Genomic DNA, 24,522 nt, shown 5'->3' with positions numbered 1-24,522 from the left:
GATGGTATGAATGGTTAATTTAATCCTTGTAACACATCGAAAAATTCTTTGGCTACCGTTCTGCTCATCGGAACTTGCGATTTATGTTTATCCTTAATCACAATGTTATAGGCTCCGTTAAACCACGGAGTAATCTCCTCGATCGCATCAAGATTGACCAAATAACTTCGATGTGGCCGATAAAAAGGAAAGGAGAACAATTTTTCCTCTAGCTCCTTCAAATTCATTTTTGTTTCGATAACTTCATTTGTTAACGTGTGCAAAAGTAGCTGTCTGCCTTCACGGACTGCATAGCCGATTTGTAATGGGTCAACGACCACCATTTTATTATCAGTAGAAATAATCAACTTATCAATTTTCGGCTTTTTATTTTGCTTTTTTTGCAGTGCTTCTCTTATTCGCTTCATAGCGGTGTTAAAACGAGCTTTGTCAAAAGGTTTTAATAGGTAATCTGTCGCTTGAAGGTCAAATGCCTGAACAGCATAGGTGTCATAGGCAGTTGTAAATACAATGACTGGCTCATTGCCATCTTCATTACGCAATGTCTCGGCAGCTTCCAAACCGGTGAGACCTGGCATATGTATATCCAAAAACAGTACAGCCGGCTTATATTCACGATATAACTGAATTAATTGCTCCCCATTCTCTGCACTTGGACATAAAATCACATCTTCTTCCTGCTCGAGCAGATATGACAGCTCTTCTCGTCCAAGACGCTCATCCTCTGCAATCATCACGTAAATCTTCATTTATGCCACTCCTTGTCTGATCGAGTATTTTAAATGAAACAGAACTTCCTTTTTCCGGATGGTTGCGAAAGTGCAGCCGACTCTTCTCACCCATAATTCCTTTCAATCTTTCATTAATATTATATAAGGCAGTTCCATTTCCATTTTGTTGGTCAATAGGTTCTGTTCCGAGTAATACAAGGATATCATCTGAAAAACCTTTACCATTATCTCTCACTTCAATAAATACCCATTCTTCTTTCTTTGTAATGGTAAAATCAATTCTACCTTTCATCTGTTTATCTTTTAACCCGTGTTGAATACAATTTTCAATAAGAGGCTGTAATGTTGCTGGCGGTATTAGTACATCATCGAGATCTGGATCAATATGGATGTTAATGATTAACTGATCCATGAAACGTGCAGTCACAATTTCCACATAGGCATTGACATGTGCGAGCTCATCTTTCAGCGGAATTAGTGTTTTGCTGGCGATGGACAGGTTCGCCCGCATATAGTGACTTAGCTGTATAAGGATATGACGTGCCTTTTCCTGATTGACTCGCATCAAAGAATGAAGCAAATTAAAGGTATTGAATAGAAAATGTGGGTTTATCTGTGCCTGAAGATTTCTTATTTCCGCTTCCTTCAAAAGTTCTTTCATCCTTTCCGCTTCAAAGCCACTGATTTGATTGGAGATAATAGTGCCTAGACCTTTGGCAAGTTCAATTTCTACAGCCCGAATTTGCTGGGAATGGCGAAAATATAAATTAATCAGACCAATTATCTCGCCAGAACGATAAATCGGTACCATTATCGCTGTTTTCAGTGGACAGGCTTCAGACCTACATTGGATCTCCTCCCTGTCATAAGCAACCTGTATGTCCCCAGTATCAAGTGCTTTGTGTGATAGCCGCATTTTGAGCGGCTCCCCTAATCGATGGTGGTCGTCCCCCAGACCGACATGGCTGAGTACCTTCTCTTTATCTGTAATCGCAATTGCAGCAACATCTAGTTCATCATAGAGAAGCTTCGCCATTTTGTCAGCATTAGAGATTAAGGAAGCATCCTGAAGTATCGGCAATGCTTTCTCGGCGATTGATAAAGCTCGGTTTGTTTCAATCGCTGCTTCTCTTTCCGTTTCATTAAGTGCAGCACGGATTACCATCGTAAAAATGGCAAGAGCAACAGCATTGGTAATCACAAGCGGGATGCCAATTGTATTGACAAGCTCTACACCTTTTTCTTGATCAGAAATAAAAATCAGCAGTAAACCCATATGCAATACCGGTGGAAACATACCAATAAATAATGCCTTACCAGGTGCAATGACCCGCTCATCCGAGAAGAACTGACCTGTCCACCCCGTAATTAATCCCGCCAATGGATTAATCAAACTGTTGGCAATCCAAGCTTCACCACCAATAAATGCGAGGTATATCCCCGTAATAACCCCTGTACAAAGGCCGACATATGGCCCACCAAGTAAACCAGCAATCATGACCACTACTGTACTGAAGCCAATCAACACCTCACTAGAGGTCACATTAGTAAATCTTGATTCGAGCATTAACGTATCCATTGGGATTAACACACCAGTGTATGTCGCTAAGATCCCAATAAACCCAAAAACAATCGCTAGATAAATCACGGTGTCTATGGCCATATCTCTGTCTAATAACGAACGAAATCCCGGTATTTGGGTTAACATAAATGCCGCTAGCAAAAGCAGACCGATCCTTTCAAACAAAACAATGGTGAGGTCAATCATGTGACGCAGCCTCCTGTTTGTCGCTGTACAGTTTTAAGAAAAGATCTTCATAGCTTTTCTCGTCTTTCTTTCCTGCCATCGCACCGATCACACCACCAGCAAAGCCGGCAGGAATGGATAGAATACCAGGATTAGAGAGTGGTAAGATGCCGCTCCCCTCTGGACCCAATACAACTAAAATGATGGATGTAAGAAAACCACATAATAGTGTGGTATAGCAACCAACTCTATTAAATCGTTTCCAGTAAAACGTAAGAATCAGCAATGGGAATAACGTGGAAGCTGCAATCGCAAATGTAATCGATACAAGAAAAGCGACATTACTCTCTTCCATTCCTATCGATAAGAGAATCGACAATATTCCGATCACAACAGCAACAATTCTAGCCACCTGTAGTTGTTTTTTCTCTTCGACCTTTTTATTCTTCCAAAGATGATAATAGATATCGTGCGCAAAAGAGGAAGTTGCGGCAAAAATCAGCCCGGTTACTACAGCAATGATAGTGGCAAAGGCAACTGCCATCACAAAGGCAATTAGAAAATCACCACCGAGTGCGTCTGCTAACAATAATGCCGCCAGATTCCCACTGGAGTCCGCCTGTATCAATGTTTCACTTCCTACAAGTGCAATGGTCCCAACACCTAAAATAAGTGTCATGATATAAAACAAGCCAATAATCCATGAGGCAGACATAGCAGATATCCTTGCCTGTTTTGCATTTTTTACCGTTAAGAACCGAATTAGTATATGTGGAAGGCCAGAAGTACCAAGCATTAAAGTTAAGGTAAGCGAAATTTTCTCTATTGAGTTAGTAAACAGATTTCCAGGATAAAAAAACGATTCCCTATGTGGACTTTGCTCTACCGCATCCGTTATAAGACCGAAAAAATCCCAATTCAGCCAAGACAACAGAATCAAAACAACCAATAATGTTCCACACATCAGCAGTACAGTTTTTATAATCTGTACCCAAGATGTTGCTAGCATTCCACCAAATGCAACATACACCGTCATTAACACACCGATAATGGACACTGCTACTCGAAAATCCACCCCAAGCAAAAGACGAATCAGTAAACCAGAAGCTACGAGCTGTGGGATCATATACAAAACAGAGATACAAATACCACTAATGGCAACGGCAGCACGCATTCGGTTCCCTGGAAAGCGGGCAGCAACCACGTCTGCTACAGAATAGGTACCAAGCCGATGGATCGGTTCTACGATTAATAGCAACAATATCACATAAGAAATAAGAAAACCTGTAGCATACAAGAATCCATCATAACCATAGAGCGCAATTAATCCAGTGATACCAAGAAATGAGGCAGCACTGATAAAATCACCGGCTATCGCCATCCCATTTTGCATCCCAGACAGACTACCTGCTGCCACATAGAATTGATGAGCTGTTCTACTCCGCTCTGCTGCCCAATGGGTAATGACCAGTGTACCAATCACTATAACGATGAAAAAAATAAAATAGGTGAAATTCATTGGCCACCTCCAGCTTTGGTCTGTTCGCTTCTTTTATCAAGCTTTCGGTTAAGTAATTTTGTAAAAAAATAATGCCAGATCCCTACTCCCCAAGTCATGAGAAATAATACAAGGACATATCCCCATGCCAAGGGGAGAAAATATTTATTTTGCTCTGACATAAAACTGGTTAAACCAATGGGAAACAGTATATAAAAAAGAGTAATAATTGCAGCGGTAGAGATAAGAATACGGTGTTTTTTCCTTATCTGATCGTTAACTCGGTAAGCGGTTTCATTATTTTTTCTATTTTGCATACTAATCCTCCTCTGTGAAGGAATGGAAAAAGTGAGACTTATCAGAGTGTTAACGTCCGTGGTCCCTCACTTAGTTCTCTATTATCCTTGAATGATGAAGTGAGAAGCTTACGGACGGTTAGTATCGTGATTATATATCTTCTTTATCGTATGCAATTATAAAGGAGCGTGTATAAATATGTCAATTTTGTGAACGAGTACGCACAGCAATAATTATTTTTACATTTGTTAACCCTGAATAAATAAGGTTGACATTTTTAGTTTATTCATTTACTCTATTTTTGGAAAGGAGGAAAAATAATGCATAATAATAAACGCTTAACAGCACTTGACCTTACCATCGGCAGTATATTTATCGCCTTAATGACAGTAGGTGCGAATATTACATCGATTGCACCTTTCATGGTGATTGGTGGAGTTCCCATCACGTTACAAACTTTTTTTGCAATCTTAGCAGGGCTTATTCTAGGTAGCCGGTTGGGAGCCATTTCCATGTTGGTCTACATGTTACTAGGTTTGGCGGGTGCCCCGATTTTTGCACAATTCAAAGGTGGGGCTTCAACTCTTATATCACCAACTTTTGGTTTTATTATTTCTTTTATAGTAATTGCATATGTTGCAGGGAAATTGATAGAGAAGAAACAGAGCTTTCCCATGTATATCACTGCTGCTCTAATTGCGATGATCATTAATTACCTATTGGGGGCTAACTGGATGTATGCAGCTTATATGTTCTGGTTTGACGCACCTGAAGGGTTCTCTTATCAACTTGTTTGGTATTGGTTGGCAGTACCCTTACCTAAGGATATCGTGTTATCTATTGGAGCAGGGATATTTGCTCATCGGCTAGAAAAAAATTTCATCTCCAAAAGTATGTTTCGAAACCAACAAAATCAAAACGTTGCTTAAAAAGGCGGGATTCTATGAGCATTTGGCAATCATTAGCAAGAAAAGCTCTCAAAGGTGAGGAACTATCAAACCGGGAGGCGCTTTCCGTTTTAAATTGTCCGAACGAGCAATTATTAAATCTATTAGATAGTGCCTACCAGGTTCGTCAACAGTACTATGGAAACAAAGTAAAGCTCAATATGATTATCAACACGAAATCGGGTCTATGTCCTGAGAATTGTGGGTATTGTGCTCAATCAAGAGATTCTACCGCTCCGATTGAAAAATATCGGATGATGGATAAAGAGGCGATCATCCAAGGTGCTAAAAGAGCACATGAGATGAAATCAGGTACTTATTGTATTGTCGCCAGTGGTCGTGGTCCATCCAAACGGGAGCTTGATACGGTTACTTCAGCGGTTGTGGAAATTAAACAACATTACGATATGAAAATTTGCGCATGTTTAGGACTGTTAGAACCAGAGCAAGCCAATCAATTAAAAGAAGCAGGTGTAGATCGCTACAATCACAATATTAATACATCCGAAAATCATCATGATCAAATCACAACCAGTCATAGCTACTATGACCGGGTTGCCACAGTAAATGCCGTCAAAGCGGTGGGAATCTCTCCGTGTTCTGGTGTGATTGTCGGTATGAAAGAGAAAAAGGAAGATGTGATCGAAATGGCGCGTGCCTTAAGGGAACTGGATGCCGATTCCATCCCCGTTAATTTCCTGCACGCCATTGATGGAACATTACTTGCAGGTACTAATGAATTGACACCCTCGTATTGTTTAAAGGTCCTTTGTTTATTTCGATTTGCCAACCCTACAAAGGAAATTCGAATATCTGGCGGCAGAGAAGTGAACTTGAGAAGCCTTCAACCATTTGGACTTTACCCTGCTAATTCTATCTTTATTGGGGATTACTTAACAACAGAAGGACAAGCTCGCCTACAAGATTATCAAATGATAGAAGATCTCGGCTTTGAAATCGATTATGTTGCCTCAGAAGAATGCGTATAACTTCTCAACTAATTGATGAACTCTGAAATGATTGGGGATAAACGAGGAAAATATAGAATAAACCTACCAGTTGTCCTATGGTACATTATACCAAATCTGATAATATTCGCTTGGTAATACTATTTATCATATAATATATATAGTTTTTAGTGACGGTAGATTTCTATAAAAGATTGGAGGCACTCTATTATGCATCCTCGTTTAGTCCACACTTATACACCATTACAGTTTGGCAATGAAATGGTAAGGTACAAAGAATACTCTCCTAAAAGGGGGTGCTTACTGGCACGCCCTTAATTAAATCCATAATGTTGTAAAGGAAGGGACCGAACAAACTAACAGTTCAAAATACAGTACTTCTAAACTATCAAATGTTAAAACTGTCCATTCTGATTTGAAGTACTATAGTCTAATAATGCTTCTAAATCAATTGTTCTAGGTTTGCTAACTCTTTAATCCGTTCTATTTGTATATTCAATCTATCCATTATCCTTGAAGCGACGTTTTTTTCGATTTTCTAAAATCTGTTTATATATTGATTTATCTTTAAGATAAGAAAAAAATTCAATACTTGCTCCTATCATATTAACCTCAAATACCCATACTTTCCCTAACTGGTCAATACCTATATCAATTCCGCATTCTACGATCCGCCTATTGTCATCACCAAAAACTTTGCCTACTTCAATACAAATTCTCTCTATTTCCCTTTCTAATTTTTGAGCCTGCTGTTGATCCATTTGTAAATGCTGTAATAAAAGTTGTCTGATTGGTAACGCCCATGCTCCGCGATTTCGGTTGACAATACCACTATCTATATTAGCAAGCTTCCCAAGCATCCCTCCCAAAACCCATTTACCTTGTACATATTGAATATGTGCTCGAACACCTAATGCTAGTTTATCTGACGTAACACTGGAAATACCCTGCTGAATAATATAACGCTTGGAATTTAACTTTCTTCTATAAATAGAGTGAAGAACCTTTATTACTGCCTCTAAGCTATTAAATTCTCTATCTACTTTAGATCCAGTCATTGTATACCCCTTGATGGTATATTGTCCGTTTGAGTTTGTGCCAGCCTGTACCACTCCCCTACCTTTACAATTGGAGATAGGTTTAACATAAATAAAAGCATAACGGTTTAAAAAATCGTTTAAATTATCGCTACTGTATAATACAGTTTCTGGATAGTGTTGTGATAGGAGTGGGTTTTGCTTTATTTTTAGCGTCTGACTCCATTTATTTATACTTTCCATCACTTCACTCCTGTTTATTTATATTTTATTTATCGTATTCGAAAAGTTTCATATTAGTGTTAAGGTAAATGTATTAAAAATCGAAACTTTATATCGAGTAATGCATGTTATGGTTAGTTTGCCTTTTCACTGTACACTTCTATCTCCCAGCTATCGTCATGGTACTTTTTTACTAAATATATATGTAAATTTAACATTAACTTAATATTCATTTGATACAATTTGTCGATGTAAGAATAATTACCTAGGAACTGGAGGATTACAAATTGAAGTTTTATTTCGGTAAATCAGGTAAAAAGACTCAAAAAGAAAAGAAATATAGACAAAGCTTCCTATCAAAGATAAATTTACAAACTAGATTACTAGTTTTATTTTTTGCTCTATTAATTATCTCCATAAGTGTTGTCGGATTAAGTACATACCTAAATGCAAAAGAGACAACAATGGAAACAATGGATAACCGGTTGACACGTGAAGGGGAATTACTTGCATACATAGCTGACAACCTGAAATTTCTATATGTTAGTGATGATGAATATTTTATGCAACAACTCGAGGCAGAAATACGCTCACAAAAAGAAAGACTTGAAGAAGAAGGAATCATGTCTGATATCTACTATATTGTTGATCGCGAAGTCACCCCTTTTAAAGTCAGTAATGACAGTAACTTTACTTTTTCTGATTCCTTAATAGATCGAATGATTGAACTAAACAAAGGTGTCATTCATAAAGAAATAAACGGAACAGACTATACCATGATTGTCGAAGATTTAAGTGAGCAAATTGATGGGCTATATGTTTTAGTTGTCCCTACCCAATCCTATATGGATGCGGTTCATGATATGGCTCAAACGATTGTTATCGTCATCATCGTTAGTTTAATCATATCAGTCTTCATTATTTTATTTTTTGTACGAAGTTTAACCAATCCTTTAACGAAATTACGAAATACTATGAGGGAGACGCGCAACGGAAACTTACAAGATACGGTGGAAATAAATACTTCCATACCGGAAATCGTATCGCTGCATAAAAGTTATGACGCTATGATCAACCAAATGCGGCTTATGCTGAGAGAACTCCTTGATACTACTTCCCAGTTAGAAACAACAGGCGATCTTTTAAAAGATTCTTCAGGTAGTTCTTTATCATCAAGTCATCAATTAATTGAATCGATTAATGTTGTAAAAGAAGGCGCCGAACAAACCGCCAACAGTTCAGAACATAGTACTAATAGTTTCAACGAGATGAAGGAAAAGATCTTTTCTTTATTAGAAAATATGAATATGGTCGATAACAGTTCGGAGAATATGAATAACTCTGCAGCATATGGTGAGAAAAACATGACAAAGCTAATCGAAATGATTACTTCCTTTGGGCAAGGTTTTGAGCATTTGAATCAAACGATACAGCAAGTGAATGCTCACTCATCGTCCATTACCAGCTTAGTCGATTTAATTAAAGGTATAGCCGAACAAACCAAACTTTTAGCGTTGAATGCTGCCATTGAAGCAGCTAGAGCAGATGAATCTGGTAAAGGATTCGCTGTCGTTGCAAATGAAGTCAGAAAACTAGCAGAACAAGCTACCAATGCGGCAGAAGAAATTACTAACTCCATCTCGGAAATGGAGAGTGTAACAACACAAGCAGCCGACGAATTCGATCAAATGCATACAACTATCACGTCTAACTTAACTATCGCTAACGATACGAAATTATCTATTGATGAATTAATGGAACAAATCGATACGGTTAGCAATCGCATTAACAATATGGAAAATGAACTGCTAAACGTGCATCAAGTTCTACCTGATCTTGAACAAGCAACTGTTAGCTTTGCATCTGTCTCTCAAGAAACATTAGCAAGTGCTGAAGAAATGTATGCTACAAGTGATGAACAAATCCGTCAAATGGAAAGAACACACGAGATTGGCTTAAAACTAACAGAATTATCGCAATCACTTGCTCAATTAACGAAACGTTTTCGTGTACATTAAAAGATGTAAAATAAACATATTTATATGATAAATTATAGAGCACATTCCCTTCTTTAAAGAAGTAAATGTGCTCTTCTCGAATTGATCTAATCTTACCAAAAGGAACCCATATTTCCATTGTAATGATGACCTTCCGCAGCCAACGCATCTGCCTTAGTAACATGAACTGTATTAAACGGATGATTAGGTGGTGCATATATTGAATACAGCTTAAGTGGAACTTTACCAGTATTAATCACATTATGCCATGTACCAGCAGGAATGACAATAGCAGAATCATCATAGATACATTTTTCAAAATCCAATTGATTCTTGTTCTTCCCCATTTGCACAATCCCTTGACCTTGTTCAACGCGTAAAAATTGGTCTACTTCAGGATGCATTTCGATGCCAATCTCTCCTCCAACACCGATACTCATTAGCGTAATTTGGAATTGCGATCCCGTCCATATGACAGTTCGAAACGTATTGTTTTGTTTCGTTGCTTCATTAATATTAATCACAAATGGTCTAGGTCCATAATCAGTCAATCCCATTTCATATCCATTTTGAAAGTTTGATGTACTAAGGTTGGGTGGATAATGAGATTGCGCTGAATGCACTCCATTATTATACATTGGTTGATTAGAATAATGTGGATATGAATACGGATTAGGGTTGTTATACATGTTTCTTCATCCTTTCAGCATTTCTATAACCATCCTATGCTTTGATTTAAGTAATGTACCTAATACCCATATCCAATGTTAGTAGAGCTTCTATGTTACTCATGAACTAGATGGTTCTATTTCCATTTCCCTTCCATTGGTTAATTTCTCTGCTCCATTTTGTACCTTCCTTACGTATAATTGAAAAATCCAAGGAAAAATTTCTATTAAACAATAAGAATCTGCAATTAAGCATAAACCTCTGCGCCACGTCTACTATATTCTTTTGACCATAATAGCTTCACGCATTTTATTGAGCGCTTCTTGTCCCGCTTCTCCCCTGTTCATCAAAACGTTCACATATAATAAATCAAGTAATGTCAACTGCGCAATCCGGGACGAAAATGCTTCTGTTCTAAAATCGGTTTCTCCAGAACTTGTATATAGTGGAATATGTACCGCTTCACTTAACGTTGATTTCGCAAAGTTGGTAATCGCGATCGTTTTTACTTGATTCTTTCTCAATACGTTTAAAATATGTAAGATATCCTTCGACGACCCTGAATGTGAAATAAGCACAGCACAATCCTTCTCATCCAGTTGGGAAGCAGCCATCAACTGGAAATGAGTATCGACTGCAGTTTGTACCGGCAAACCAGTGCGAATAAACTTATGGTATGCATCTAATGCGACTGTATTGGATCCTCCACTACCAAAAAAGTGAATTTGACGGGCTGACAATAAGCTATTTACAGCCTTTTGTAATTGTTCTTCATCGATAATTTTCAATGTTTCTTCCAAAGATTGAATATTGGTTCGAAACACCTTGGCGGCTACCGTATTTAACTCGTCATCACGGTCCACTTCTTCATGGATATGTTGTATAGAAGACACTACTTCAGAGGCTAACGCAATCTTCATCGCCTGATAACCTTTATACCCTATCCGCTTACAAAATCGGAAAACAGTTGAATCTGCAACATCTAAGTCCTCTGCCAACTGATTAATCGAAGAATGAATAATTTGATTAGGATTTTCTAAGATATAATCAGCAATTTTTCTTTCTGTGACACTGAATTTCGGATAATTCCTTCGTACCTTATCTAAGCATGTTTGCTCTCTTTTTCTCATTAGCATTCTCCTGAACGACCTTTAGTTCTCATTATACAGGATTAGTCTACGAAAAAAAATATTTTTTGTAAACGGTTGAAAAAAGAATTTTTTTTCGTATAATGTATGAAGAACGAAAATTTTTTCGAAAGAGGATTGGTAATGATGCAAATAGGAATGATAGGTTTAGGGAAAATGGGATACCAACTATCGCTAAATCTACTAGATAAGAATTATACTGTTATTGCTCACGATACGAATGAAGAAACGTTACAACATATTACTTCAGTTGGTTGTGAAACCGCTACAACGATAAAAGAGTTAATCAGTCGTTTACCAGCACCGCGCACTGTCTGGATGATGGTTCCAGCAGGCGATGCTACAGAATCTGTATTTCATGCTTTACTTGAGCACCTTGAAAGCGGTGACCGCATAATTGATGGCGGAAACGCTCATTACAAAGATTCCATTAAGCGAGGGGATGCGTGTAAAGAAAAAGGCATCTACTTCTTTGATTGTGGGACAAGCGGTGGTGTTGATGGTGCGCGAAACGGTGCCTGTACGATGATTGGCGGAGACCAGCTGGAGTTCGAAAAGATAGAGACACTTTTTCAAGACATGACCGTTGCGAATGGCTACTTATATACTGGTCCTGTTGGAAGCGGTCACTTTCTTAAAATGGTGCATAATGGAATTGAATATGGCATGATGCAAGCCATAGCAGAAGGTTTTGACATACTCGCGAAAAGTCCTTTTGCTTACGATTATGAAAAGGTTGCCAAAGTGTGGAACAATGGCTCCGTTATTCGCTCCTGGTTAATGGAGTTAACAGAAGACGCTTTTGGAAAAGACCCAAACCTCGAACAAATAAAAGGGATTATGTACTCATCAGGAGAAGGAAAATGGACAGTAGAAGCAGCACTGGACTATGAGATGGCTGCCCCTGTGATTACAATGGCATTAATGATGCGCTATCGCTCACAAGAAGAAGATACATTTACCGGAAAAGTTGTCGCAGCACTCCGTAATGAATTCGGTGGCCATGATGTAACAAAATCATAAAGTGAGACTATGATTCCACTGATCATTAGCGAAACTTATTAGGGTATTAGCGTGTCTGTTATCGCTAAACATTATCCTTGTGTTATTTGTAGCTTAAAATAGGGGTCTTACAGACGTTTAGCACCATGATAAAAATAATTAAGCAAAGGATGGAAACAACATGTCAGATCAAATGTTAATACTTATTGCACTAGCAGGAATTTTCTTATTATTATTTCTAGTTATTCGAACGAAATTACACGCGTTCGTTGCTTTATTAGTCGTCAGTTTAATTGTCGGCATTTTAGCAGGAATGCCTCTTGGTGATGTAATCGACACAATGGAACAAGGAATGGGAGGAACATTAGGGTTTGTCGCTGTAGTTGTCGGTCTTGGCGCTATGTTTGGTCAAATGCTTGAAGTATCTGGTGGTGCCGACCGTTTAGCACGAACTATGATCAACAAGCTTGGTGAAGACAAAGCACAGTGGTCATTAGGTATTACAGGTTTTCTTGTAGCAATTCCCGTTTTTTTTGATGTCGGATTTATCATTCTCGTACCAATTGTATACGGTTTAGCAAAGAAAACAGGAAAATCATTATTGTATTACGGTATTCCTTTACTTGCCGGTTTAGCGGTTACACACAGTTTTATCCCTCCGACACCCGGACCAATTGCGGTTGCAGATTTAGTAGGAGCTGATTTAGGCTGGGTTATCTTATTCGGTGCGCTTGCTGGTATACCTTCGATGATTATTGCTGGTCCACTGTTTGCACGTTATATTTCGAAACGTTTGCATGTAGTTGTACCAGAATATATGAATATGGAGGAAGTAGAATATGATGATCGAGAATTGCCTAGCTTTTCATTAATTGCTTCCATTATTTTAACACCTTTAGTATTAATTTTATGTAATACATTTTCGGACTTCTTTTTAGAGGAAGGAAATATGGCTCGTGAAATATTCACTTTCTTGGGACACCCTTTTGTTGCCTTAACGATTGCAACGATCTTAACCTTTATTTTCTTAGGAACAAAACGAGGTCTTTCTCGTCAGGAAGTACAAGATATTGCAACGAAAGGATTGGAACCTGCCGGGATTATTATCTTAGTAACGGGTGCAGGTGGTGTATTTAAAGAAGTCTTAATTCAATCTGGTGTAGGTGATGTAATTGGTAACATGATGGCTGGCTCAAACCTGCCACCGATTTTACTTGCATTTTTGATTGCGGCAGCCGTACGTGTTGCTCAAGGATCTGCAACGGTATCGATGGTAACAGCAGCAGGACTTGTTGCCCCTTTAATTGATATCTTAAGCCTTGAAGGTCCGATTTTAGGATTAATCGTTATCGCAGTTGCATCAGGTGCGACAGTGTTATCACATGTCAATGATTCTGGTTTTTGGCTTGTTGGTCGATACTTCGGCTTAGATGTAAAGGATACATTGAAATCATGGACGGTTATGGAAACATTAATAGGCCTTGTCGGTTTATCCGTAGCACTTATCCTAGGCATTTTTATTTCATGATTTAAACGATGCGCACTGCTTTTTGGAATAAGCAGCTTCCCATCTGTTTAATAGGAAAGAATGCATATAATTCGCGATACTATCGTATTTTGAACTATGATAAACGAAACTTGAGAATAACCCAAGTTGCTAGGTCTGATATTCGTTGTAGAGCAGAGATTAACGTAGGCCGCCCACTTCCACTCCTGTGGGAATTGTTTGACCTGAAGATCCACTTTTTTGAGCGGGTTTTGCTCGAAAAAGTTAGCTGAAGGGCAAACCCCACTGAAAGGGAAGTGGGCAGCCGAAGTGGTGGTCAAGCAGTTGAAACATTTCATAATGGCTGCAAGAGGAATTATAAATCTTTAACATCTAGTGATAAGAACTGAGCGTTTTGCTCAGTTTTTCTTATGAGAATTTTTTTGGATTTTCCACGACTTATATATTTGTGGTTTTGTCATACCTCTGCCGTTATTAACGTTTAAATTTACAAATAACAGAATAGGCATACTGACTCCACCAAAGTAAAAAAGTTGCAAGTATGATATAAATGATTGTATATAGCCAAAATGGTATTTCCACTACAAGTAAACCAAAAAAGTACAATGGCAAATCAATTCCATAAACCAAAAAAGGTGCGATCAAACGCCAACGAAATTTTTGAAAGAGCATAATCCCTGCAACAAAAATGAGACTTTTTATCACGCCGATAATCGATGAAAAAAATATATTATCACGATAAACATTTTCAAAAAAACCAATTTCATAATAACGAATTGTCGTAACAGACATTATGTACATCACGGTACCCACACCGCCCCAGGCTTGCATCCATAACGATAAAGTACGGGACCAGCTAGTACCAATTTGAAGAGCACGCATCCAGAATTTAGATAACAGCAGGAAGAACAGTACGGCAATGAATGTATATACCTTCCTCCACCAGTTTACATGATAAATATGTAGCCACTCAAATAACCATTCTACACCTATTAACGTTACTGCAAAAAATAGAAGCCAGCGAAACCGCAGCTGATATACTGCTACTAGTACACCTAAGGCAGGGATGACAAATAAATTAGAAACAATGGCACCTAGCGTATGATCGTAATATGGTGTAGAAAGGATTTCTGGAGAATAAATATAACTATTTCCAATAACCATTACACAAAATTCTGCTATATAAACCATCCCAGAAAAACTGAAAAATAATACTATAAATCCAAATCGGCGTTTATGAACCATTATTATAGTCAATATTGTTATGCTTATAATAGTAAGGATCAAATATGGAACATAGTTTGGCATTGTACATACTACCTTTTCTAAAAAATTTAACAGTTATTAGCTGTTAATTGTTAAGACTTAATAAGGTAACCATTAGCTTTCCGTGTTTTTAGAACTTTAATCATCTGATCTTGTAAAGAAGCATTACATGTTATCTGCATAAAAACCTCACTTTTTCGCTCTGAAAAAACCTTTAACTTCTTCTTATTAAGCACTAATTCGATTATTAGTCCTAAGAAAAAACCTCCTAATAATCCTATCAAGCCCCAAATTACTGGCCCCCATTGCCATACGAAACCATATATCGTACCCAGAAGCATAAAAATAGTTCCGCTCACCATAGCTCCGTCTAGCACGCTTCTGCCATCGACTCGATGAAGAGAGTCAATGATATGTGTTGAAGATTCTAGGTTTTCCAAAGGCAATGCAACAATATTCTGTTTCGGCACTCCTAATGTCTCCATATCATGAATAGCCATCTCGACAAAAGGCGAATGTTCAAAAGTAGCAATTATTTGCACGTTACTGTTATCCAGTTTCTTCTCTTTCTGTTGTGCCAAGTTTTCATCCCTCACTCTAAGGTATCGTATTTGCTCAATATCATATAATGTATTGTTTTCATTTATTGATGTATACGCTTGATAGATTGCAAAAGTATACATAGAAGGTAAAAAAAGAAACCATTGCCAATCAACCATTACAGTTATGCTACTAAAATCCCCAAGGAACGAATGGAACCAGACATGAATGGCTCCTGCCTTATAGGTAACAAATATCCACCAAGCCAACACACAAAAGCCAATAATCATACTACTAGCATATAATTGTCCCAAACCAGGTGTTAAAACAGACCACACCATTCCCAGCCAAGGTTTTTTCTTATCAAGGATGACAACATCAAAAAAGTTAACGTCGGAAGGAGAGACAGGGGCATCTTCCACTTCAGAAAGAAGATGACTTTTACTAATTTCGACAGCAGATCGGTAACTGTCCCAAATACTAAATACATATACTGCTACATAAAGTAGTACCCATTCTTCGTTTATTAGATCCTTAGCCTCCTCGAACCTGCCAAGCATGGACAAGACAATCCCCGTATTTAGATTAGCCAGATTATTAACGACTAGCTCCCAGATGATCAACATTAGACCTAGTAATTTTTTACCTAAAAACATATGTCCAAACCCTGGAAAAGTAACCGACCACCAAGCTGCAATCCAAGGAATACGGGGATATATCGAGTTAATTCCAAATGGCGATAACGCACCTTTGGCATAGCGAGGTTTTATGTTAGCTGATTGAAACTTCTGATGTGGCATAGCTCATTCTCTCCGTTGGCGTGATGTCTTCTTACTAATATTACCAACAAAGCCTGAGTTATTCATTCGCTCACCTGTTATTCCAGTTTCTACAATCTGTCACACTTACCGATTCTCTATGTTTATCATACCTTCTCAACCAAAATGGTTATTTCTATATTTAACGTAAAAAAGTTCAATTGTAAAAAAGGGACAAACAAGAATTGGACATCTATCTCAACAGAAATCCTGTCTCATTAAAAAATTATGTAATTACTAATGTGAGACTATAAACAGTAGGGGCTGACAGACGTTTAACATCGTGATAAATTTCTAGCAAGAACTCTAGATAAATTAGTTGTAAAGGATTATTATTTAACAAGTGTAATGATATATATAACATGAAATTGAGCCTTATCTCATATTGCCCAAGGTATTAATACATTTTATAATGTGAAAGTAGGCTTACAATCTATACCATCTTAACGCCAATGTGGTATCGATACCACATTAATTAGAACTTATTGTTAGCAGAGTGCCTACCCTGAATAGAAGGGAGAAGGGTAAGTGAAAAGCATCCAAAGTCGTTTGTTATTTATGTTAATTATATTTATACTTCTTCCCTACTTTTTGTCAGTGTTGCTGATTTATAGTTACACGAAAAACAATGTAGAAAAGCATGAACTTGCAAATAATGAGGAACAGATCGCCGAGAGCTCTGAGGCATTACAACAATATTTTGATGAACTCATCCATCTCCCTTATATACTTTATCGTGATGCTGAGTTGTTTCAGATTTTTAATAATGAAGCAGATAATTCCAATTATTTAGAAAAAAGCATTGAAAACTTTTACTTAATGAGAGAGGAAATAAAACAGGTTCGCTTCTATATGCACAAAGGAAAAGAATCTATAACAGTTTATAATGCTTTCATAAGTTCTAGCAAATCTAAACCAGATTTTTTGCAGCAGCCATATATGAAAAAACTATATCAATCAGATCAAAAACAAATCATTGAAGTTCCACACCCATTGGAAAATTATAATAATACAGCAATTGTTCCACAGTCAGATCGTACTCCAGTGATGACCATTCATCATAAAATAACGGACGTGTTCACTGGAGACTTTTTAGGTGTGATTTCGATAGATGTAGCATTGAATGAAATGAGTCAGATTGTAGATAGCTTAATAAACAAACAACAAGAAGCGATATATTTGATCAATAAAAATAACCAAATAGTCTTAAGTAGTGATACGAATCAGATTAGCGATACTGTATCTGAGGACTTAAAAACGACTATACAAGGTAAAGCGGATCGTCAAGACATAGTTTTTTCGAAGATTTTAGCTTCCCCGCTAAATGATTGGAAATTAGTAAAAGTTACATCTAGCGAAATCTTATTTCAGGAATTACGAAAAACTACTTATACTAGTATTATTGCTGGTATTATCGTGGGACTGTTAGGGCTAGTAATGATCGGATTTATTACCTACAAAATCACCAATCCAATTAAACAGCTGACCAACAAAATAAGTACTATTGAAGACAGCTACACAGAGGTGTCTTTTGATGATCAAAGACATGACGAAATCGGATATTTGGAAAAGCATATGAAAGATATGATGAATCGAATTAATCAACACATTGATCGTGAATATAAGCTCGAAATCGAGAACAAAGAAAAACAGTTCCAAGCATTGAAATCACAAGTGAATCCTCATTTCTTGTTTAACGCTTTGCAATCCATTGGTACTATCTCGCTAAAATCTGGTGCCACTAATGTATATCAGCTTATAACCTCATTATCAAATATGATGCGATATTCTATGCAAGCTAACAAATCGGTAAAAGTCAAAGAGGAAATAAGCTATATAGAAAGCTATCTCTCCTTACAAAGCGAGAGATTTCAAGACCAGATACACTATAATGTGCAAATAGATCAAAATATGTTAGACATGCAGATTCCTAGTATGATACTTCAACCGCTTGTGGAGAATTTTTTCAAACATTGTTATGAGGAAGGGTATAACAATGCACAGCTAAACGTCTGTGGTGAAAAAAGAGGAACCGTCCTCTATTTTATGGTGGAAAATGACAAAGCAAGCATGAAAGAAGAAGAATTAAGAGAGCTAAAACAATCTCTTTATACTTCTCGTCCAAAAGGAGAGGCTGAAAAAGAACATATCGGATTAAAGAATATTCATGACAGATTGGTACTGAATTATGGAGAAAAAGCAGGCATAACAATAGATAATAAAGACGGACTAGGATTTGTTGTAGAGATGTTTATTCCACTACGTGAAAAGGAGAATAAATGGTGAAAGTATTGATTGTGGACGATGAGCAGAATGTGCTTGATGTGATGAAAATGCTCGGTGAATGGGATACACAAGGTATAACAAAAATATTGGAAGCAAATCGCGGAGAAGAAGCAAAAAAATGGGTTGAAAAAGAAGCGCCGGAAATTATTTTTACAGATATAAAAATGCCTGGAATAAATGGACTAGAATTGATGGAATGGCTAGATACCATCTCTTATCAAGGAAAAGTGATTTTTTTAACGGGATACCATGATTATTCTTACATGCGCCAAGCTATCAAGCATAATAGTTTTGATTATTTGTTGAAGCCAATTGAAGCGAATGTTTTCAATGAAATTTTAGCTGAAGCAGTAAAAGCATGGAAGAAGGATTATGTAAAATCTAGTTCCACTGAAGAAAGATATACTTACAACAAAATCGTCACAGATGCCTATGCTGGAGTGACTTTCGATTTGTTGGGACTTATACCTTCCCTTCCAGAAGCTGAGCGTTATGATATGAAACTACTATCTTTTTATCATATGCATTACTCAGAACCAGAAATAGAATCATTAGCAAATAAACTTTCCGGACAAAAATTAGGAAATGCTTATTCACTTCTGACAGATCATAATCTTTCTCTTGTTGTAACCTTAAAAAATGAATGGATAACCATTGAGAAGTGGCTAAATGAACATATCAAGAGTAAGGTTCGAATCGTGGCTAGTGAAGCCCCCCAACCTTTAGCAAATCTTCCTGAAGTCTTCAGGGAGCTAAAGAAGAAACTGGATGAAAATCAATATAGAACCGTCTACCAAGCTACACATTTAGAACATGTTAACAGAATGCAAGATATTGTATCTTATGTAGATAATTATTATATGGAAGACATAAGCCTTGAACAATTATCCAATTTATTTTTCATGAGTCGCGAACACATATCAAGAAAGTTCAAACAAGAGACTGGTTTGACTCTTTCGAAATACGTAACCAAGCTTAGAATTGATCAAGCGAAATACTGGCTAAGTGAAACAGATGAAACGATTTATACTATTTCGTTAATGCTTGGCTATCAAGATGAGAAATTCTTTTCTAAATTATTCAAAAAAATAACCAGCTATACCCCTTTCGAATATAGAAATGAGAAGAAAGAGGTGATGAAATGAAAAAAACGATAATGTTTATCTTTATAAGTTTGCTTGTTTCAGGCTGTCACTCTGACTCTACTAGTGATGAACTTGAAGAAATCCAGCCAAAAATCACGCTAACTATCCGGAATCCAAAAATCGAAATTGCTTCCGCATTTGAAGAGATGACGCAAGCATATGAAAAGGAATACCCACATGTGAACATAGAAGTAACTACAGTTGGCGGCGCATTGGACGATTTTTCTGACTTAAAAGCACAACTTGCCGCAGAAGAAGGTCCAGATATTTTCACAAATCCAGGTTATCAAAATACTAAGTTATGGGAGCCTTATTTAGAGAATTTATCTGATCAACCATGGATCGAAAATGCTTATCAAGAAACATTGGCACCAGTGAAATTGGATGGACATGTTTATGGAATGCCAATGAATTTAGAAGGCTTTGGTATTATTTATAACAAAGATTTGTTTCAGAAGGCAGGAATTAAAAAACTTCCTTCTACTTTTACAGAATTAAAAACTATTACCAAACAATTAGAAAAAGCTGGTATCACCCCCTTTGCGACAGGTTATTACGAGAAATGGATATTAGGAGACCATTTGATGAACATTGCTATTTCTCAACAGGAAGACCCAGATCAGTTTATAAGGAATTTAAAAAACGGAACCACTTCCATTGAAAACAATCGGCAGTTTAAACAACTGATAGAACTATTGGATTTAACGATAGAGTATGGTGGAGAAAATCCTCTATCAACTGATTATACAATGGAGGTTCAACAATTTACTTCAGCAAAAGCAGCAATGATGATACAAGGGAACTGGATTCAACCTATGATAAATAAAAAAGCGCCAAACATCAAAATTGGTATCTTCCCTATTACTATCAATGACCAAGCCGCAAAAAACACTTTTAACATTCATGTCCCTGGATACTGGGTAGTCAATAAACAAACCTCAGCAGAAAAGAAAGATGAGGCAAAACGTTTTTTAAATTGGATGGTAAATTCTGAACAGGGGCAATCGTTTATGACTGAAAAGCTTCATTTTATTCCTGCTTTTAGTCATGTGGATATGCAGGAAACAGATTCTATTACTTCTAAAATAACTCATTTATATCAAGCAAACAGAAGATTATCCTCTAATTGGTCAAACCTTCCTCCAGGGTTGAAGGAACAATTCGGTGCCGATACACAACAATATATCGAACATAAATGGAGCAAGGCGCAATTACTACAAGCCTATCAGAAAACATGGAGAAAAATGAATTAGACAAATAAGCATACTCCTATTTTCCTAATCAATATACAACGAAAATGATATCAATATTCGACATTTCTAACCACTCCTATCTCTCTTATACTATATTTGTACAGCCCGGGCAGATCAATTTAGTATCTAAGAGGAGGAATAGTATGAAATGGGAAGGTCTTGTTAAGAAGGCAACAGTTTTAACACTTAGTACTGCTATTTTAGTGGGAGGAAGTGGTCTGGTACATGCAGAGAAAAAGTCATCAAACGATTATAAAGAGGACTACGGTGTTTCGACGATCACACGCTCTAATATGAAGGATATGATTCAGCAGCATGGAGAGGAGAAATTTACTGTACCTACATTTGATGCATCTACTATTCAAAACATCCCTTCTGCTACAAAGGTTTTGGAAAATGGGGAGAAAATTAAATTAGATGTCTGGGATACATGGCCACTACAAAATCCGGACGGAACTGTAGCAGAATATAATGGTTACCATATTTTATTTGGTTTAGCAGGTAATCCTGATAATGCACAAGATACTTTTATCTATATGTTCTACAAAAAAGCCGATGAAACTTCTATCGATGCTTGGAAAAATGCTGGACGAGTGTTCGATGAGAATGATAAGTATGAAGCTAACGATAAATATTTAAAAGACCTTGCAGAAGAATGGTCTGGTTCTGCCACATATACTTCTGATGGAGAAGTTCGTTTATTCTATACGAATCGTACCGAGTTTAATGAAGAACAAGGTCTTTACGGAAAACAAACGTTAACTACTGCACAAGTAAATGTATCTGAAATAGAAGATGGAACACTTCAAGTTGACGGTGTGGAAGATAATAAATCCATTTTTGAAGGTGGAGATGGTTCTGTTTATCAAAATGTTATGCAAGCATTTGGTGGAGAGGAAATCAATTGGAAAGAGAATCATACCTTAAGAGACCCACATTATATTGAAGAAAATGGTCATAAATACCTTGTCTTTGAAGCTAACACTGGAACAGATTATGGGTACTCTGGCGAAGAATCCCTTTATAATCAAGCTTATTATGGGAATAGCAATCATTTCTTTCAAAATGAAAAAGATTGGCTATTAAACAGTTCCAAAAAAGAATATGCTGAATTAGCAAATGGTGCTATCGGCATTGTGGAAATTACAGATGATTATGAATTGAAAAAAGTAATGGAACCATTACTAGTTTCTAATACCGTTACGGATGAAATTGAAAGACCAAACATTTTCAAAAAAGATGGAAAATGGTACTTATTCACAAGCTCACGTGGATCAAAAATGACTATTGACGGTATTGATGATGAAGATATTTATATGCTCGGTTATGTTGCCAATTCACTAACTGGTGAATTTAAACCACTGAATAAAACAGGAATTGTGCTTCATCATGACTTAGATCCATATGATATCACTTGGACTTACGCACACTATGTTATTCCACAAGAAGGTACTGATGAGGCAGTAGTTACAAGTTATATGACAAATAGAGGATTTTTTGAAGATCACAAATCTACCTTTGCACCAAGCTTTAAGCTGAAATTAAAAAACAAAAAATCTTCAGTTGTAAAAGACAGCATTCTGGAGCAAGGCCAAATTATTCTACATGATAAATAATGATAAGAAAATGCCGACTTGTTCGGCATTTTCCTTTTTTACACAATAGCAAAGTGTAAAGTATAGCCAAGTTGTCCTTTAACATTAAATATGGAGGTGAAACACTTGAAAAGAAAATGGGTAATAACGTTATTTTCACTCTTTGTCCTTCTTATTTCTCTTCTATTTTTTCAATTGCTAACGCCTACTACTCCATCAGAAGATGAAACCTATTCTTATCGAGCGGATTATCATTTCACAGTACCTGATAATTGGAAAAACGATCCGCAACGACCTGTTTATTTCAATGAGACATATCATTATTACTATCTTTATAACAAAGATTATCCCGATGGAAACGGGACAGAATGGCGCCATGCCACTTCTAAAGATTTAATTCATTGGAAAGATCAAGGAATCGCCATCCCCAAATATAAGAACGAAAATGGAGATCCTTGGTCAGGATCTATTGTCGTTGATCATGAAAACACGGCTGGATTTGGAGAAGACACCTTCATTGCTATTGTCACACAGCCATCTGCCAATGGGCAACAGGAACAATATCTCTGGTACAGTACGAATAACGGTCAAACATTTAAAAACTATCAGGATGAACCAGTCCTCCCCAATCCAGGAATAGCAGATTTTAGAGATCCAAAGATTATATGGGATGAGACTTCAGATAAATGGGTGTTGTTAATGGCTGAAGGGTCGAAAATCGGTTTCTACAAATCTGAAAACTTGAAAGATTGGGAGTATACGGGTGGATTTCAAACAGATCGTATTGGAATCATAGAGTGCCCAGACCTATTTCCATTACAGTCAAACGATGGCAGTATAAAATGGATAATGGGTGTTAGCGCAAACGGGGCTGCGCAAGAAAAACCAAACACATACGCTTATTGGACAGGAAACTTTAATGGCGAAACCTTTATACCAGATCACAAGAAACCTCAATGGCTCGATTATGGATTTGATTGGTATGGAGCTGTCACTTTTGAAGATGGGAAAAGTAGAAATAAGCTGAATCATCGTTATGCTTTAGCATGGATGAATAACTGGTCATACGCAAATAACACACCAACTTTAGCAGAAGAATTCAACGGACAAGATTCCATTGTTCGCAAAATCGAGTTGAAACGAGATAAACAAGGTGGGTATTATCTTGCTTCCCAACCAATACAAGAGCTCGGCCAACAGATAGAAACTACCGATAGTTACCCTAAAATAGAAGTAGATGGTACAAAAGCATTGGAAACTGTAGGAGATGTATATCTATTGAAAGCAGATATTAGCTGGAATCAGGCTGAAAATATCGGCATTCGCCTTAGAGAATCAAGCGATGAGAATCGTCATCTTGATGTTGGCCTTTTCGCTAAGGAAGGTTACTCCTATGTCAATCGTGAGTTCACTAATCAACCAGATCACCATCATAAAATGCTAGAAAGTAAAGCACCTATGGACCAACAACAAAAGAATGCCCATCTCAAAATATTAGTGGACAAAACGAGCGTGGAAGTATTTATTGATGATGGAAAAATAACACACTCCAATTTGTTTTTTCCTCTACAGGCAGATCAGAGAATTTCGCTGTTTTCAGAAGGAGGGAAAGCTATTTTTGAAAATTTAGAGGTTCAAAAGATGAATGCGATACATGATTAAAACGAACACACAAAGAGAAGAGACTGGGACATAATTAAATAGGAAGAACGAAAATTCGAACAATCTGGACTAAGCGTAGGCATAATACGTAGACTCCTCATGACGAGCACGAGCTGAAGATCTATTCTGTGTGAAGTGCTCTTCTTCACACAGTTAGCTCAAATCGTGCAACAATGTGAGTTTTTAA

General features: G+C 37.1%; 19 protein-coding genes. 10 read left to right on the top strand and 9 right to left on the bottom strand.

The features are described from left to right. Positions 1 to 14 precede the first annotated feature (14 nt). Genes J5J03_RS16975 through J5J03_RS16960 form a run of 4 tightly spaced genes read right to left on the bottom strand, consistent with a single transcriptional unit; the run spans position 15 to position 4,293 of the window. Complete coding sequence (locus J5J03_RS16975; protein WP_208591110.1) at positions 15 to 749, bottom strand: LytR/AlgR family response regulator transcription factor; 735 nt, start codon at positions 747 to 749, stop codon at positions 15 to 17. After that, positions 718 to 2,499, bottom strand: coding sequence for a LytS/YhcK type 5TM receptor domain-containing protein (locus J5J03_RS16970; RefSeq protein WP_208591109.1), 1,782 nt, complete (start codon positions 2,497 to 2,499; stop codon positions 718 to 720). Before J5J03_RS16970 ends, J5J03_RS16975 begins: the two co-directional genes overlap by 32 nt. Continuing rightward, complete coding sequence (locus J5J03_RS16965; RefSeq protein WP_208591108.1) at positions 2,492 to 3,997, bottom strand: solute symporter family protein; 1,506 nt, start codon at positions 3,995 to 3,997, stop codon at positions 2,492 to 2,494. Before J5J03_RS16965 ends, J5J03_RS16970 begins: the two co-directional genes overlap by 8 nt. Beyond that, positions 3,994 to 4,293, bottom strand: a complete 300-nt coding sequence (locus J5J03_RS16960) for a DUF485 domain-containing protein (RefSeq protein WP_208591107.1) — start codon at positions 4,291 to 4,293, stop codon at positions 3,994 to 3,996. The genes J5J03_RS16965 and J5J03_RS16960 overlap by 4 nt, the downstream gene beginning before the upstream one ends. Before the next feature lie 300 nt (positions 4,294 to 4,593). Between J5J03_RS16960 and J5J03_RS16955 the strand changes: the two genes are divergently transcribed. Then, positions 4,594 to 5,202, top strand: a complete 609-nt coding sequence (locus tag J5J03_RS16955) for a biotin transporter BioY (protein WP_208591106.1) — start codon at positions 4,594 to 4,596, stop codon at positions 5,200 to 5,202. Positions 5,203 to 5,216: 14 nt separating this feature from the next. Further along, positions 5,217 to 6,209: a biotin synthase BioB gene (bioB, locus tag J5J03_RS16950; protein ID WP_208591103.1), complete on the top strand. Its 993-nt coding sequence runs from the start codon at positions 5,217 to 5,219 to the stop codon at positions 6,207 to 6,209. 479 nt (positions 6,210 to 6,688) lie between these two features. Here bioB and J5J03_RS16945 read toward each other — a convergent pair whose 3' ends face one another. Continuing rightward, positions 6,689 to 7,468, bottom strand: coding sequence for a YheC/YheD family protein (locus J5J03_RS16945; protein ID WP_208591101.1), 780 nt, complete (start codon positions 7,466 to 7,468; stop codon positions 6,689 to 6,691). Between the two features lie 266 nt (positions 7,469 to 7,734). On the opposite strand from J5J03_RS16945, the gene J5J03_RS16940 reads away from it, so the two are divergent. After that, positions 7,735 to 9,465: a methyl-accepting chemotaxis protein gene (locus J5J03_RS16940; RefSeq protein ID WP_208591099.1), complete on the top strand. Its 1,731-nt coding sequence runs from the start codon at positions 7,735 to 7,737 to the stop codon at positions 9,463 to 9,465. Positions 9,466 to 9,557: 92 nt separating this feature from the next. Here J5J03_RS16940 and J5J03_RS16935 read toward each other — a convergent pair whose 3' ends face one another. Both J5J03_RS16935 and J5J03_RS16930 read right to left on the bottom strand, forming a co-directional pair. Next, positions 9,558 to 10,133, bottom strand: coding sequence for a cupin domain-containing protein (locus J5J03_RS16935; RefSeq protein ID WP_208591097.1), 576 nt, complete (start codon positions 10,131 to 10,133; stop codon positions 9,558 to 9,560). Between the two features lie 255 nt (positions 10,134 to 10,388). After that, a complete protein-coding gene (locus tag J5J03_RS16930) occupies positions 10,389 to 11,243 on the bottom strand; it encodes a MurR/RpiR family transcriptional regulator (protein ID WP_208591096.1) in 855 nt (284 codons plus the stop codon). A 144-nt stretch (positions 11,244 to 11,387) separates the two neighbouring features. Here J5J03_RS16930 and gnd point away from each other — a divergent pair, with 144 nt between their 5' ends. Together gnd and J5J03_RS16920 are read left to right on the top strand one after the other, a co-directional pair. Next, the gene (gene gnd, locus J5J03_RS16925) at positions 11,388 to 12,284 is read left to right on the top strand and encodes a phosphogluconate dehydrogenase (NAD(+)-dependent, decarboxylating) (RefSeq protein WP_208591389.1); all 897 of its coding nucleotides are present in this window, start codon (positions 11,388 to 11,390) and stop codon (positions 12,282 to 12,284) included. Positions 12,285 to 12,444: 160 nt separating this feature from the next. After that, positions 12,445 to 13,791, top strand: coding sequence for a GntP family permease (locus tag J5J03_RS16920; protein WP_208591095.1), 1,347 nt, complete (start codon positions 12,445 to 12,447; stop codon positions 13,789 to 13,791). A 453-nt stretch (positions 13,792 to 14,244) separates the two neighbouring features. On the opposite strand, the gene J5J03_RS16915 is transcribed toward J5J03_RS16920, so the two are convergent. Beyond that, positions 14,245 to 14,934, bottom strand: a complete 690-nt coding sequence (locus J5J03_RS16915; RefSeq protein ID WP_208591094.1) for a hypothetical protein — start codon at positions 14,932 to 14,934, stop codon at positions 14,245 to 14,247. 194 nt (positions 14,935 to 15,128) lie between these two features. Beyond that, positions 15,129 to 16,376, bottom strand: a complete 1,248-nt coding sequence (locus J5J03_RS16910) for a hypothetical protein (RefSeq protein ID WP_208591093.1) — start codon at positions 16,374 to 16,376, stop codon at positions 15,129 to 15,131. Positions 16,377 to 16,922: 546 nt separating this feature from the next. Between J5J03_RS16910 and J5J03_RS16905 the strand changes: the two genes are divergently transcribed. From J5J03_RS16905 to J5J03_RS16885, 5 genes are all read left to right on the top strand, one after another. Beyond that, complete coding sequence (locus tag J5J03_RS16905; protein ID WP_208591092.1) at positions 16,923 to 18,680, top strand: sensor histidine kinase; 1,758 nt, start codon at positions 16,923 to 16,925, stop codon at positions 18,678 to 18,680. Further along, positions 18,677 to 19,825 (top strand): response regulator transcription factor, encoded by a 1,149-nt coding sequence (locus tag J5J03_RS16900; RefSeq protein ID WP_208591091.1) that lies wholly within the window; start codon positions 18,677 to 18,679, stop codon positions 19,823 to 19,825. The genes J5J03_RS16905 and J5J03_RS16900 overlap by 4 nt, the downstream gene beginning before the upstream one ends. Then, positions 19,822 to 21,078, top strand: coding sequence for an ABC transporter substrate-binding protein (locus J5J03_RS16895; RefSeq protein WP_208591088.1), 1,257 nt, complete (start codon positions 19,822 to 19,824; stop codon positions 21,076 to 21,078). Before J5J03_RS16900 ends, J5J03_RS16895 begins: the two co-directional genes overlap by 4 nt. A gap of 143 nt (positions 21,079 to 21,221) precedes the next feature. Then, on the top strand, positions 21,222 to 22,694 hold the full coding sequence (locus J5J03_RS16890) for a glycoside hydrolase family 68 protein (RefSeq protein WP_208591086.1): 1,473 nt from the start codon (positions 21,222 to 21,224) through the stop codon (positions 22,692 to 22,694). A 105-nt stretch (positions 22,695 to 22,799) separates the two neighbouring features. Next, positions 22,800 to 24,335: a glycoside hydrolase family 32 protein gene (locus J5J03_RS16885; RefSeq protein ID WP_407927847.1), complete on the top strand. Its 1,536-nt coding sequence runs from the start codon at positions 22,800 to 22,802 to the stop codon at positions 24,333 to 24,335. Positions 24,336 to 24,522 lie beyond the last annotated feature (187 nt).

Origin of the sequence: Gracilibacillus suaedae (assembly GCF_017599345.1) — a bacterium.
GTDB classification, from domain to species: domain Bacteria; phylum Bacillota; class Bacilli; order Bacillales; family Amphibacillaceae; genus Gracilibacillus; species Gracilibacillus suaedae.
This window is presented reverse-complemented; position numbering and strand designations above follow the sequence as displayed.